We start from the raw sequence: 14,350 nt of genomic DNA on the forward strand, positions 1-14,350 counted from the left end.
GGCTGGAAATAGGATGGGCAGGCTTAAGGATCTATGATGAATACGCTCAGCACGTCCCCCGCCAATGCTGAGGCCTTTATCAGCCTCGAAAAAATCAGTAAAAAGTTCCCCGGCGTATTAGCACTGGATAATGTCAGCCTGACGCTGAATAAAGGTGAGGTGCATTGTCTGGCCGGGCAGAATGGCTGCGGCAAAAGCACCATAATTAAAGTCATTTCCGGGGTTTATCAACCGGAAAAGGGCGCGGCCATTACGCTGGACGGAAAACTTTTTCATACCCTGACGCCACAGCTGTCTTCTTATTACGGTATTCAGGTTATTTATCAGGATTTGTCGTTATTTCCCAATCTGTCAGTCGCCGAAAATATCGTTATTCACCGCTATTTACCGGGCGGTGATTTCTGGGTACATCGCGAGTCAATGCGCAAAAAAGCGCTGGCGGCGATGCAACGGGTCGGCGTTGCTCTGGATCCGGATCGTAAAGTTGAAAAGCTGTCGATCGCTGACCGCCAGTTAGTGGCAATATGCCGTGCCATCGCTGCTGACGCCAGTCTGGTGATTATGGATGAACCGACGGCGTCACTGACCCGCAGCGAGGTGAATGGTCTGCTGCGGGTGGTGAATGAACTCAAAGCTGCCGGTATCTGCGTGGTGTTCGTCAGTCACCGTCTCGATGAAGTGATGGAAGTAGCCGATCGTATCAGCGTGATGCGCGACGGCAAACTGGTCGGCACCTATCCGGCCAGTGAACTCGACAGCCATGAACTGGCGTTCCTGATGACCGGGCAGCGTTTCACCTATAGCCACCTGCCGCACCAGGCGCCGGCCGATGTGACGCCACTGCTGGAAATCAGCCAGCTGAGCCGCAAAGGGCAGTATCACAATATTTCGCTGTCGCTGCGCCAGGGAGAAATCACGTCGATTATCGGCCTGCTCGGTTCGGGCCGCACGGAACTCTGTCTGAGCCTGTTTGGCATGAGCCAGCCGGACAGCGGAGAGATCCGCATTAACGGCAAGGTGGTGAAATTCCACTCTAACCGCGACGCCATTCGTCACGGCATCGCCTATGTGTCGGAAGACCGGCTGACGCAGGGGCTCATCATGGATCAATCCATTTATGACAACACGCTGGTATCGATTTTCGACAAGCTGCATACCGGCGCCGGATTGATGGATCACCGCAAAGCCGCGGCGGTGGTTAAAGACCTGATCCGTGACCTGAACATTAAAGTTCCGGACAGCAGTTTACCGGTTAAGACGCTCTCCGGCGGCAATGCACAACGTATCGCCATCGCCAAATGGGTGGCGACGCGGCCCCATATCCTGATCCTCGATTCACCAACGGTAGGGGTGGATATAGCCAATAAAGAAGGCATTTACCGCATTGCCCGCGATCTGGCGGAATCCGGCATGGCGGTGCTGATGATTTGCGATGAAATCCCGGAAGCGTATTACAACAGCCATCGCGTGCTGGTGATGCGCAAAGGCGAACTGGTAGCGGAGTTCGCGCCGCACCAGAGCAGCGAAGCGCAGATTGCGGAGGTGATTAATGGGTAACAAATCGCTATCGAAACTGTTTACCCAGCACGAATTCTGGCTGGGATTACTGGTGCTGCTGCTGGTGGTGGGTCTGAGCGCCAGCAGCAGTGAATTTATGACGCTGGGTAACCTGACAGACGTCGCCACCAGCTATGCCATTCTGGGCATTCTGGCCTGTGGACTGTTTGTGGTGCTGATTGCCGGCGGCATCGACATCTCCTTTCCCGCTGTCACCTCCATCGGTCAGTACGTGATGGCGAGCTACATCATTCATCACGGTGGCAGCTTTCCGCTGGCGTTTGCCATGTCGATGGGGATTGGGTTGCTGCTCGGCCTGGTCAACGGTTTTCTGGTGTACTGGCTGCGCGTGCCGGCCATCATTATCACCATCGCGACGCTGAACCTGTTTTACGGTTTGCTGGTGTATCTGACTAACGGCACCTGGTTGTACGGTTTCCCCGACTGGTTTATGAACGGGATCAGCTGGTTCTCTTTCACCGCCGCCGACGGTTACGACTATGGCCTGACCCTGCCGCTGCTTTGCCTGCTGGGAGTGATCATCGTTACCGGCGTCCTGATGAATCGCACCCGCGTGGGCCGCCAGATTTACGCCATGGGCAGCAACCGTGACGCCGCATCGCGTCTTGGTCTGAACATCCTGCGGCTGCATTTTTACGTTTACGGTTTTATGGGATTGCTGGCGGGTATTGCTGCCGTGGTACAGGCGCAAATTACCCAGTCGGTGGCACCTAATTCCCTGCTCGGTTATGAACTGACGGTGCTGGCGGCGGTGGTATTAGGCGGCACCAGCATGACCGGCGGGCGCGGCTCGCTAACCGGCACCATTCTGGGCGTGATGCTGCTGGCCTTCCTGCAAAATGGCATGACCCTGCTGAGCATTTCATCTTACTGGCATCAGGTGTTCAGCGGCGCGATCATTCTGGTCAGCATTAGCAGCACCGCGTGGAACGAAAAACGCAAACTGGCGAAGGGGATGTGACATGACGACGTTAAACCGATTCTTCCCCGGCGACCGCATCATCCGTTTGCAGTTGCTGATCATTGTGGCCGTTGCGGTGCTGTTCTCCTTTACGCTGGGTGGCAGCTTTTACAGCGTCGGCAATTTCCAGTCGATCTCCTCGCAGTTACCGATTCTGGGCATGCTGGCGCTGGGGATGGGCATTACCATGCTGACCGGCGGGATCAACCTTTCGATCATTGCCGGTGCCAACGCGTGTTCGCTGGTGATGGCGGCGATTCTGGTGGCGCATCCGAACCAGCCGGAATATGTCGCACTGGCGCTGCTTGCGGGTCTGGGTGTGGCGCTGGTGATTGGGGTGCTCAATGGCGCGCTGATTGCCTTTATCGGAGTTTCACCGATTCTGGCAACCCTCGGCACCATGACGCTGATCGCCGGACTGAATATTCTGCTGACCAACGGCGCGGTCATTTCCGGTTTCCCGCCGGTGATTCAGTACCTCAGCAACGGCAGCCTGCTGGGTATCCCGGTCGCCCTGGTGTTATTCCTGCTGGTGGCGCTGCTGCTGTGGGTGTTTCTGGAACACACTACGCTCGGCCGCAGCCTGTATCTGATGGGTTCCAGCGAGCAGGCGACGCGGTTCAGCGGGGTCAACACGCATAAAGTCACCATCGCGGTGTACGTCCTTTCAGCTCTGCTGGGGTGGGGCGCGGCACTGCTGATGATGTCCAAATTTAACTCGGCACAGGCTGGCTACGGCGACTCCTATTTGCTGGTGACCATTCTGGCCTCGGTGCTTGGCGGCATTAACCCTGACGGCGGTTTTGGCCGGGTGATTGGGCTGGTGCTGGCGCTCATCGTGCTGCAAATGCTGGAAAGCGGCCTGAACCTGATGGGCGTCAGTAGTTACCTGACCATGGCGCTGTGGGGTTGTGTCCTGATCCTGTTTATCGCTCTGCAAAACAGAAAATCATAAGCGAAAGCTTTTCAAGAAAGGAAAGAACATGGCGAGTTATTTTATTGGCGTCGACGTAGGAACCGGCAGCGCCCGCGCGGGCGTCTTCGACATGACTGGCCGTATGCTCGGCCAGGCCAGCCGGGAGATCACGCTCTACCGCCCGAAAGCTGATTTTGTTGAGCAATCCTCTGATGAGATCTGGCAGTCCGTGTGTAACGCGATTAAAGACGTTATCAGTCAGGCGGATATCAACCCGATTCAGGTGAAAGGCATCGGTTTTGACGCCACCTGTTCGCTGGTGGTGCTGGATAAAGAAGGCAAACCGCTGACCGTCAGCCCGACCGGACGCAGCGAGCAGAACATTATTGTCTGGATGGATCACCGCGCTATCACGCAGGCAGAACGCATCAATGCCACCGGCCATCGCGTGCTGGAGTTTGTTGGCGGGATTATCTCGCCGGAAATGCAGACTCCCAAACTGCTGTGGCTGAAACAGCACATGCCGACCACCTGGAGCAACGTCGGGCATCTGTTCGACCTGCCGGATTTCCTCACCTGGCGTGCCACCCAGGATACCACGCGCTCTTTATGTTCTACCGTCTGCAAATGGACCTATATCGGCCATGAAGACCGCTGGGATCCGAGCTATTTCCGCCAGATTGGCCTGGAGGATTTACTGGAAAACAACGCGGCAAAGATCGGCAGCGAAGTGAAAACCATGGGTGAGCCGCTGGGGCATGGCCTGACGCAGCGCGCCGCCGCAGAGATGGGGTTAATGGCGGGCACGGCGGTCAGCGTTTCGATTATTGATGCGCACGCCGGCAGCCTCGGTATTCTCGGTGCCAGCGGCGCATCCGGCGAATCAGCGGATTTTGACAACCGCATCGCGCTGATTGGCGGCACGTCCACGGCCCATATGGCGATGTCGCGCAGCGCGCGCTATATCGGCGGCATCTGGGGGCCGTACTATTCGGCGATTTTGCCGGATTACTGGCTGAACGAAGGCGGGCAATCCACCACCGGCGCGCTGATTGACCATGTGATTCAGTCGCATCCGTGTTATCAGGATCTGCTCAAGCAGGGCAAAGACAGCGGCAAAACCATCTATGAAGTGCTCAACGGCATACTGCGCAAGATGGCGGGAGAACCCGAGAATATTGCCTTCCTGACCAAAGACATTCATATGCTGCCTTATTTCCATGGCAACCGCTCACCGCGTGCCAATCCGACCCTGACCGGCACGCTGACTGGCCTGAAACTGTCACGCACGCCGGAAGACATGGCGCTGCATTATCTCGCCACCATTCAGGCGCTGGCGCTTGGCACTCGCCACATTATTGAGACCATGAACCAGAGTGGTTACTGCATTGATACCATTATGGCCAGCGGGGGCGGCACCAAAAATCCCATCTTTGTGCAGGAACATTCCAACGCGACGGGCTGCGCAATGCTGTTACCGGAAGAGAGTGAAGCCATGTTGCTCGGCAGCGCCATGATGGGCACCGTGGCGGCGGGTGCGTACGACTCTTTACCCGAAGCGATGGCCGCCATGAGCCGCATCGGTAAGACCATCACGCCGCAGACCAACAAAATCAAAGAGTATTACGACCGTAAATACCGTGTATTCCATGAGATGTACCACGACAGCATGAAATACCGGCAGCTGATGCAGGGAAAAGTCGAATAATTGCCGAAGAAGCAGGGCTGTAATCACAGCCCTGTGACGTAAGCGGCGGTTGCGGTTATTTTTGCCCATCCGCCTGAAGCACCCTTTTCGCCACAATCCGCATTTCCACCAGGGCGTTTTCCGGAATGAACTCTGACACGCCGATGGCAGACCATGCCGGGTAGGGGGCTTTGATATACACATCTTTGACCTTAGAAAATACCCCGATGTGTTTTTTAAGATCGATATGAAAGGTGGTCATCTCCAGTATATGTTCATAGTCCAGTCCGGCAGCGTTTAAATACACACCCAGCTTATAAAACGCATCATGGAATTGTTCTTCAGGGTGGGTACTTATCGGTTTGTCTTTCCGCGCTGCCGTCACCCCGGAAAGATACAGGGTGCCATCGGCTTCGATAACGGGAGAGAAGTGCCAGTCATGGTAATAGTGCTGAAATTCTTCAGGAACGATCGATTTTTTCATGGTTTTTCTCTGATTGATGACCTGGGCAATGGCCGCCTGTTTAAAACCCTATGCCTGGCGAACTGCCCGATCGGGTACTCTTAACATAAAACGGCGCAGAAGATCCGCAGCAGGTCGGTGTCATCGCCTTTTTTATTTTTCCGCAGGTGATACCGCTGAACGAAATCGGGTTATTGTCATGGCTCACCCTGCTTAACATCAGGCCGGACACAGTGTGGCAGACGGTGCCGGACGACTGAAGGAGACGATGATGCACCGGGTAGGTTTACTGATTTCCGATCATTTCCAGGTTCTGGGATTATCCACGCTGAGCATTTTTGAGTTTGCCAATCAGGTAAACGGCGAACCGTTTTACCACTGCACGGTTTATTCAGAGCGCGGTGGCGCGGTGCAGTCCTCTTCCGGCTTCGGCGTCGACAGCCAGCCGATCCATACAGATATGGAAATGGATACCTGGCTGGTCGCAGGTGTAATGACACCGCTGGAGTTGCCGGCCACAGCGGGCATCGTTGATTTTCTGCAGGTGCAGGCGCCCCGGGCCCGCCGGGTGGCCGGGATCTGTACCGGCGCATTCGTGCTGGGGCAGGCCGGTCTGTTATCGGAGCGCCGCGCCACTACGCACTGGGTACATGCCCAGAGTCTGCAACTGCTGCACCCGACGACGCGGATAGAAGAAGACCGCATCTTCATTATTGACGATCACATCTGGACCTCGGCGGGACTCACCGCCGGACTGGATATGGCGCTGGGAATGGTGGAGAAAGATCTCGGTGCCGAAGTGGCGCGCAGCGTGGCGCACCTGCTGGTCATGCATCACCGCCGCTCCGGCGGACAGACGCAGCACTCTGAGATGCTGATGCTCTCTCCGCGCAGCGACCGGCTGCAGTCGGCGCTGGAATATGCGCGCAACAATCTCAGCAAAGCGCTGACCATCGAAGACCTTGCGGATGCCGTTCACCTCAGCGCGCGGCAGCTCAGCCGCCTGTTCCGTTCTGAGACGGGCAAGTCGCCGGCCAAAGCTATTGAGGGATTACGACTGGAAAACGCCCGCTTGCTGATCGAGCAGAGCAGGCTGCCGATGGAGGTGATAGCCCGAGAATCCGGCTTCCGCGATCGCCGCCATATGCGGGAAGTGTTCATTCGCGGTTACGGCATCCCGCCGCAGTCGCTGCGCACCGGTAAAGCCTGACGCGCGCTGTCACGCCTGAACGCCTTCTGATCACGATGGCCGGCATCCCGGTCATCATGTTGTCCGAAATCACGACCTTTCTCGTCAGCCGCGCCGGTGCGCGACTGCGTACTATGAATTCACCAACCCGATAACTGACAAGGTGAATATCATGACGCAGCAGACACACACCAACCGCGGCACTGCCGTTGTCACCGGTGCCTCTACCGGTATGGGCGCACTGTACGCCGGCCGCCTGGCACGCATGGGCTATGACCTGATCATCGTGGCCCGCAATCACAACCGCCTGAACCAGCTGGCTGAACACATCACTACCGACAGCGGCCGCAGCGTGGAAGTCATCACCGCGGACCTGGCCGATGCCGCACAGCTGAACGCGCTGGAAGAAAAGCTGCGTCAGGACGCGAGCATCACACTGCTGGTGAATAACGCCGGCATCGGCACCCATACCCCATTGCTGGACAGCGACGTGGCGCAGATGAACGCCATGATTAACCTCAACGTCATCGCGCTGACCCGCCTGACCTATGCGCTGGTGCCTGGCATGGTGGCGCGCGGACGCGGCGCCATCATCAACATCGCCTCGATCGTCAGCATTGCGCCTGAGCTGCTGAACGGTGTTTACGGCGGCAGCAAGGCTTACGTGCTGGCGTTCAGTCAGTCGCTGCACCATGAACTGGCCGGTAAGGGGATTCAGGTACAGGCCGTACTGCCTGGTGCCACCGCAACGCCGTTCTGGGATAACGGCGGTCTGCCGGTTGACCAGCTTGACCCGAACATCGTCATGAGCGCGCAGGAGATGGTTGATGCGGCGCTCACCGGCTTCGCCCGCGGCGAGCTCATTACTATTCCGTCCCTGCAGGACGAAGCGCTCTGGACCCGCTATGAGCAGGCGCGTCAGTCCATGATGCCGCACCTCGGCAGCGACGCGCCGGCTGAACGCTATCGGCCCGTCTCTGTGCACTGAACGCCCCTTATTCAGAATCGCAATCCTAATAACTGTCCCATTAAGGAATCAGATCATGAAACTGACCGATAACACCATCTTCATCACGGGCGGCACTTCTGGCATCGGCCGCGCAATGGCAGAAAAATTTCATCAGCTGGGCAACCAGGTGATCATCTCCGGACGCCGCGAGGCGCTGCTGCAGGAAGTCACCGCCGCCAGTCCGGGCATGGACTATGTGGTGCTGGACGTCACGCGCGCCGACAGCATTCAGGCCGCCGCACAGAGCGTGCTGGAACGCTATCCGGCCCTGAACGTGGTCATCAATAATGCTGGCATCATGCCGTTTGATAATGCGGCGGGCGAACTGGATGACGCGCAGGCGGTGACGCTACTGAACACCAACATTCTGGGACCGGTACGCGTCAGTGCGGCCTTTATCGAACACCTGAAGCAGCAGCCGGACGCGGTGCTGATTAACAACAGCTCGGTGCTGGCCTTCCTGCCGCTGGCGACCAACGCGCTTTACTCGGCCACCAAGGCCGCGATTCACTCCTATACCCTGTCGCAGCGCTTCCTGCTGCGTGATACCGGCGTGCAGGTCATCGAAATCTCACCGCCGTGGGTGGATACCGATCTGATTTATAAAAGCGGCGACCCGCGCGCCATGCCGCTGGACGCCTTCATCAGCGAGACGTTTGAAAAGCTGGGTACCGACACCATCGAAGCGATTGTCGACCGCGTGCTGCCGGTGCGCGATAACCCGGGCGCGAACGAGCATACGCTGGTGAATCAGTTCAACCAGTCTGTGGCGGATAACCCGATTCCTGTTCAGTAAACATTTCAGGGGCAGCGCCCCTGAAGTTTATGCCGGAGAGAAATAATGAACGCTGTCATCACCTCTTCCCAGCGCCGCGCGCTGCGTGCGCTGAGCATTGCCTACTTCGTTCAGGCTACCGGCGCGCTGTCTGTCGCTGGCAGTCTGCCGGCCATCTCAGCAGCCTGGCAGCTGACTGATGCGCAGAGCGCGCGCTTACTGAGTGTTTTCGGACTCACCTTCGCGCTGGCGGCTCCGCTGGTGCAGGTGCTGTTTGGTCACCTGCGCCGTCGTCGGCTGGTGCTCACCGGCATTGCACTATTTAGCCTGGGCGCCTTCGCGTTTGTGCTGTCGCCGGGCTACAACGCACTGCTCGCCTCACGCATCCTGATGGGGGCCGGCGCCGGGTTCATCGGTCCGGTGTTGGTTGCGCTGGGCTCCGAACTGGTCCATGAACAGCTACGCGGCCGGGCCATCGGCATGGTGCTGCTCGGGGTATCGATGGCAAGCCTTGCCGGTATTCCGCTCGCCGCCTGGGTAGCCAGCCTGTGGGGCGCGAAAGCCCTGTTTGTGCTGGTCGGATTGCTGAGTCTGCTGAGCGGGCTGAATATTTTGCTGACGGTGCCGGATGACAGTGCCGGGACGCGCATCCGGCTGCGTGAGATGGCCGGCGTGCTGGCCGATGGCAAATACCTGACGGCTTTCCTGGTGGTGTTTTTTATTACTTCCGGCGTTTACAGCTTTTACGCTTTTATCGCGCCGCTCATTCGCGACACCTACACTGGCGGCACGCATGCGGTCTCCGCAGCGCTGGCCGTGCTGGGCGTTGCCGGCGTGCTGGGCAATCTCTGGGTCACCCGCGCGGCGACACGCTTTACCGCTGAGAAGCTGCTGCTGAGCGGCATGACGCTGCTCATTGTCGATACGGCGCTTATCGCCGTGCTGCCGAAAGCGCTGGTCGTGCTGCTGGCGGCACTGGTGGTCTGGGCGTTTGCCACCGATCTGCTCTGGCCCAGCCAGCAGCGCCGGATCGTCGAGCTGGCATCAGTCCGCCATCGCGGCATTGCGCTGGCGCTGACCAGTGCCTTCATGTTTGGCGGTATCGGCTTTGGCTCGGCGGTCGCATCATGGATATATCCACTGGCCGGCTTTTACGGGCTGATCGGCATGTCGGTGGTCTTTATTCTGCTGGCGATGCTCAGTCTGCAGCTGTCAGAAAAGCGCAGGCAACCGGTAAACATCGCTGAGTGCGGTCAGCGTCAGGCCTGAATCGGCGGACGCCTCTTACCGGGTGCCGCGAAGCGAATGCTGGCCTGGCATGCTCTGCGTATTAAATACGTGACGCCAGCAGGGAAGGGGACCGGCTGGCTGCGGACAGGCTTTTACAGAACGTCCGGTATGCGATCCTGGCAGGTCCATGACGATGATAACTCTGGGAAACAATCTCCCGTTGACACCTTAAAATGCCCATTGTATAAAAGCCCGCTTCGTTAATGAGTTTCATTTGCATTAAAGCGGCGCGGGCTTCTCAAAACAATATCAATGGGGATAGGGGTTAATGAAAAAGGTCATCTGCACGTTATGTTTGGTGTTTGCATCGGTTAGTTCTGCGCTGGCCACCACCTATCCTCTCACGATTGAAAACTGCGGCTATAAAGAGACCTTCACCAAACCGCCTGAGCGCGTGGTGGCGCTGGGGCAAAATACCGCAGAAATTTTGCTGCTGCTCGGCCTGCAGGATAAGGTCATCGCCAGCGCGTTCTGGCCAACTAAAGTGTTGCCACAGCTGGCTGAACAGAATGCAAAAATCAAAACGCTGACGGTAGAAATCCCCACCCTCGAATCCGTGCTGGCGCAAAATCCGGACTTCGTTCCTGCCCAGACGCCGCTGCTGCTGGGACCCGAGAGCAAGGTGGCAAAACGCGAAGATTTAATCACCCTTGGCGTGAACAGTTATGTGTCGCCAGGAATGTGCGCCACCAAAAAAGCCGCAGGGGATATGTATGGCAGTCGCCAGCAGCTGTGGGATATGACGTACCTGTATCAGGAGATTCAGGACTTCGCCAAAATTTTCAACGTGGAAGATCGTGGCCAGGCGGTGATTGCCGATTTCAAAAAACGTGAAGCGGCACTGCGTCAGGAGTTTGGTAGCAGCAAGAAAGATCTCTCGTTTGTGTTTTGGTTCTCAAGCTCGTCACCGTCTGCAGATGCCTATGTGGGCGGTAAAAACAGTCCATCCGGATTCATCGCCAGCGTGCTGGGCGGGCACAACGCCATCACGTCAGAGACCGAATGGCCGACGGTCAGCTGGGAGAGCATCATTGCTGCCAATCCGGATGTGATCGTGGTCTCCAGTCTCGATCGCAATCGCTGGGCGCTGGATAAAGCCGAAGAGAAAATCAAATTCCTGAAAAGCGATCCTGCCGTCAGCCAGCTGGATGCGGTAAAAAAAGGCCACATCGTGGTGATGGATGGCCAGGCCATGAACCCGACCATCCGCACTATCTACGGAGCCGAACAGGTGGGTGAGCAGCTGAGAAAACTGGAACTGAACTGATGACTATCGCTGTTGTTCAGGCGCGACAGGGGCTGTTCCTGACCGCCTCGCTGGTGGCTGCCGTGGCGTTATTATTGCTGGTGATTGCGACCGGTGTCAGCGTCGGAGAACTGTCGATCCCGCTAAAAAGCGTCTTTTATGCCATTAGCAATAAAATGGGGCTCACGCACGTTCCCCTGAGCCGCATCTACGAAAGTGTGATTTGGGACTTTCGCCTGAGCCGGGCGCTGGTGGCGGCATGCTGTGGCGCCGGATTGGCGATTTGCGGTGCCGTTTTGCAAAGCCTGCTGAAGAATGCGCTGGCTGAGCCTTATGTGCTCGGTGTCTCTGCCGGTGCCTCCACCGGGGCGGTTTCTGTCGTGGTGTTGGGCATCGGCAGCGGGGCCGTCTCGCTGTCGGCGGGAGCCTTTGCCGGCGCCTTCACCGCCTTTGCCTTTGTCGCTTTTCTGACGAAAGGGGCGCGCGGCGGTAATGAACGCACCATCCTGGCTGGCGTTGCGGCTTCCCAGCTGTTTAATGCCATCACCGCTTACACCATCAGCACTTCTGCCAGTGCGCAGCAGGCGCGCGATGTGATGTTCTGGTTGCTGGGCAGCTTCAGTGGCGTGCGCTGGCCGGAATTCCAGCTGGTGCTGGTGGTAGTGACCATCGGGCTGGCCGTTTGTCTTTACTATTCCCGGGCGCTGGATGCGTTCACCTTTGGTGATGATGCGGCTGCTTCGCTGGGCATTGCGGTGCCTCAGGTGCGTTTGGCGCTCTTTATCACCACCGCGCTCATCACCGCCACCATCGTCAGCATGGCCGGTTCGATTGGTTTTATTGGCCTGGTGGTGCCGCATGTCATGCGTTTCTTCTTTGGTCCGCTGCATCGCACGTTACTGATTGCCAGCGCACTGGCCGGTGCCATTCTGATGGTGCTGGCAGATATTGCTTCACGCCTGCTGATTGCCCCGCAAAGCCTGCCGGTAGGCGTGGTGACCGCGCTGGTTGGCGTGCCGTTCTTTGCGGTGATTATCTGGCGTTCGGGGAATAAATAATGAGTATCTCCGCTGACAACATTAGCTGGAAGGTCGGAAAAAAGGTCATCGTCGATAACGTGTCGCTGCACATTTCCCGTGGTGAAACGGTAGGGCTGATTGGTCCAAACGGCTGTGGTAAATCTTCCCTCCTGCGCATCCTTGCCGGCCTGCGGCGCCCGGATACCGGCTGTGTGACGCTGGACGGGCAAAATATCGCCCGCATCGCCCGCAAACAGCTTGGTCGTCGGGTGGCATTCGTCGAGCAGCACGGCATGACTGACGCCAATATGCGTGTGCGCGATGTGGTGAAACTGGGGCGCATTCCGCATCATTCGCCATTCTCTAACTGGAGTGCGCACGATGACGAGACTGTGACGGCCGCTCTGCAGCGCGTGGACATGCTGGAGAAAAGTGAGCAGGGATGGCTGAGTCTCTCCGGTGGCGAACGTCAGCGTGTGCACATTGCCCGCGCACTGGCGCAAACGCCGAGCGAAATTCTGCTGGACGAACCGACCAACCATCTGGATATCCATCACCAGATGCAATTAATGCAGCTGATCAGCGAGTTACCGGTTACCAGCATTGTCGCCATTCACGATCTCAACCACGCATCGATGTTCTGTGATTCGCTGATCGTGATGCAGAACGGTCAAATCATCGCAACCGGCACGCCGCAGGATATCCTGACCGAGGCGCTGCTTTGGCAGGTATTCCGGGTGAAAACCAAAATTGAGATCTCCCGCTTTCATGGCAAGAAGCACATTCATTTCATTCTTTAGGGCCAGGTAGCATGCTTTCTTTCTCGCTGCGTCCTGTCTCTACCCTGCGCCCGGGCGTTTTGCTGGGCAGCCAGTTTGTTTTCAATATTGGCTTTTACGCGGTTGTTCCCTTTCTGGCGATATTCTTACGCGATGATATGTTGCTCTCCGGCGGCGTTATCGGGCTGATTCTGGGATTACGCACGTTCTCCCAACAGGGGATGTTTCTGCTGGGCGGTGCGCTCTCTGACCGTTACGGCGCAAAGATCATTATCCTGTGTGGCTGTCTGGTCCGGATTGCGGGTTATCTTTTGCTGGCGCTGGGGCAATCGCTGTGGCCGATCATTCTGGGTGCCTGTCTGACAGGCATCGGCGGTGCGCTGTTTTCCCCGTCAATTGAAGCGCTGCTGGCCAAAGCGGGAACGCAAAGCGAGGCGCAAGGCAAGCGCGGCCGCGCGGAGTGGTTTGCGTTGTTTGCGGTGTGCGGCGAACTTGGTGCCGTACTGGGCCCGGTGGCTGGCGCACTGCTGACCGGATTCGGTTTCCGCCAGGTGGCGCTGGCAGGGGCCGCGGTATTTGTCATCGCGCTGATTGTCCTGTACTTTTTTCTCCCTGCTACAGGTAACAGCAAACAGGCGCTAAAAATTGTCCCCTGGTGGATGATCTTCCGCCAGCCGCGTTTTGTCGCTTTCATCGTGGCTTACAGCTCGTGGCTTTTGAGCTACAACCAGCTGTATCTGGCGTTGCCAGTGGAGATTCGGCGAGCAGGCGGCAGCGAGAAAGATCTTGGCCCACTTTTTATGCTGGCCTCGGTGTTGATCATCGCTTTTCAGCTGCCGCTGGCGCGCTTTGCACGACGCGTGGGAACGGTAAAAGTTTTACCGGTGGGTTTTTTGCTGCTCTCCGCCGCGTTTGCCAGCGTGGCCCTGTTCGCGTCAACAACCCCGCCTGACGGCTGGCTGCGATTGATCCCTGCGGTGTGTCTGGTGACGTTTTTGACATTCGGCCAGATGCTGCTGGTGCCGTCGGCCAAGGATTTGATTCCCCGTTTTGCCGACCCCGCGACGCTGGGTGCACATTACGGCGCCCTGGCCACCGCCAGCGGCTTCGCGGTGCTGGCCGGCAATTTAATGTTAGGACCGCTGCTGGACAACGCGCTTGTCCCTTCAACGCAGGCTATTTATCCCTGGCTGCTGCTGGCGCTGTTTCCCCTGTGCAGCGCCGTTGCCATGACCGTGATTTGTCGCCCGCTGCGCAGTGCGCCGATCGGGAAACCTGAATAACCGTTGCTGCCATCCGGGTTATAACGGCGCGGAGCATAGCCAGACGCGCACAACGCGGGCAGGGCAGGTTGCGCAGGCTCTCATCGACAAATGACCAACCCGATCATGTGTAAACTCTACCGGGTTAACAACACCCAGAAAAACGTTTTCAGGAG

At 57.6% G+C, this 14,350-nt stretch carries 13 protein-coding genes; 12 read left to right on the forward strand and 1 reads right to left on the reverse strand.

Going from position 1 to position 14,350, the window contains the following annotated elements:
- The first annotated feature begins 36 nt into the window (after positions 1–36).
- The 4 genes from AC6I79_RS20235 to AC6I79_RS20250 are packed head-to-tail and all read left to right on the forward strand — an operon-like array spanning position 37 to position 5,163.
- Positions 37–1,557, forward strand: a complete 1,521-nt coding sequence (locus tag AC6I79_RS20235; protein WP_159377777.1) for a sugar ABC transporter ATP-binding protein — start codon at positions 37–39, stop codon at positions 1,555–1,557.
- The gene (locus AC6I79_RS20240) at positions 1,550–2,539 is read left to right on the forward strand and encodes an ABC transporter permease (RefSeq protein ID WP_021508774.1); all 990 of its coding nucleotides are present in this window, start codon (positions 1,550–1,552) and stop codon (positions 2,537–2,539) included. The genes AC6I79_RS20235 and AC6I79_RS20240 overlap by 8 nt, the downstream gene beginning before the upstream one ends.
- 1 nt (position 2,540) lies before the next feature.
- Complete coding sequence (locus AC6I79_RS20245) at positions 2,541–3,494, forward strand: ABC transporter permease (RefSeq protein WP_058758909.1); 954 nt, start codon at positions 2,541–2,543, stop codon at positions 3,492–3,494.
- Positions 3,495–3,522: 28 nt separating this feature from the next.
- A complete protein-coding gene (locus AC6I79_RS20250; protein ID WP_058770441.1) occupies positions 3,523–5,163 on the forward strand; it encodes an FGGY-family carbohydrate kinase in 1,641 nt (546 codons plus the stop codon).
- A gap of 55 nt (positions 5,164–5,218) precedes the next feature.
- Here the strand turns inward: AC6I79_RS20250 and AC6I79_RS20255 are convergent, their stop codons facing one another.
- Positions 5,219–5,626: a Rid family hydrolase gene (locus AC6I79_RS20255; protein WP_021508771.1), complete on the reverse strand. Its 408-nt coding sequence runs from the start codon at positions 5,624–5,626 to the stop codon at positions 5,219–5,221.
- 250 nt (positions 5,627–5,876) lie between these two features.
- Here AC6I79_RS20255 and AC6I79_RS20260 point away from each other — a divergent pair, with 250 nt between their 5' ends.
- From AC6I79_RS20260 to AC6I79_RS20295, 8 genes are all read left to right on the forward strand, one after another.
- Entirely contained in the window at positions 5,877–6,815 is a 939-nt protein-coding gene (locus AC6I79_RS20260) for a GlxA family transcriptional regulator (protein ID WP_159377776.1), read from the forward strand.
- 151 nt (positions 6,816–6,966) lie between these two features.
- On the forward strand, positions 6,967–7,782 hold the full coding sequence (locus AC6I79_RS20265; protein ID WP_104187693.1) for an SDR family NAD(P)-dependent oxidoreductase: 816 nt from the start codon (positions 6,967–6,969) through the stop codon (positions 7,780–7,782).
- A gap of 55 nt (positions 7,783–7,837) precedes the next feature.
- On the forward strand, positions 7,838–8,599 hold the full coding sequence (locus AC6I79_RS20270) for an SDR family oxidoreductase (protein ID WP_021508768.1): 762 nt from the start codon (positions 7,838–7,840) through the stop codon (positions 8,597–8,599).
- A 45-nt stretch (positions 8,600–8,644) separates the two neighbouring features.
- Complete coding sequence (locus AC6I79_RS20275; protein WP_159377555.1) at positions 8,645–9,847, forward strand: MFS transporter; 1,203 nt, start codon at positions 8,645–8,647, stop codon at positions 9,845–9,847.
- 289 nt (positions 9,848–10,136) lie between these two features.
- Positions 10,137–11,135 carry a siderophore ABC transporter substrate-binding protein EitA gene (gene eitA / locus AC6I79_RS20280; protein WP_021508766.1) on the forward strand — a complete coding sequence of 333 codons (999 nt, stop codon included), beginning with the start codon at positions 10,137–10,139 and terminating at the stop codon, positions 11,133–11,135.
- Positions 11,135–12,172 (forward strand): FecCD family ABC transporter permease, encoded by a 1,038-nt coding sequence (locus tag AC6I79_RS20285; RefSeq protein WP_159377554.1) that lies wholly within the window; start codon positions 11,135–11,137, stop codon positions 12,170–12,172. The genes eitA and AC6I79_RS20285 overlap by 1 nt, the downstream gene beginning before the upstream one ends.
- Positions 12,172–12,933, forward strand: a complete 762-nt coding sequence (eitC, locus tag AC6I79_RS20290) for a siderophore ABC transporter ATP-binding protein EitC (protein ID WP_159377553.1) — start codon at positions 12,172–12,174, stop codon at positions 12,931–12,933. The genes AC6I79_RS20285 and eitC overlap by 1 nt, the downstream gene beginning before the upstream one ends.
- An 11-nt stretch (positions 12,934–12,944) precedes the next feature.
- Positions 12,945–14,195 carry an MDR family MFS transporter gene (locus AC6I79_RS20295; RefSeq protein WP_498027821.1) on the forward strand — a complete coding sequence of 417 codons (1,251 nt, stop codon included), beginning with the start codon at positions 12,945–12,947 and terminating at the stop codon, positions 14,193–14,195.
- Positions 14,196–14,350: the final 155 nt, after the last annotated feature.

The organism is gamma proteobacterium symbiont of Scutellera amethystina, assembly GCF_059730845.1.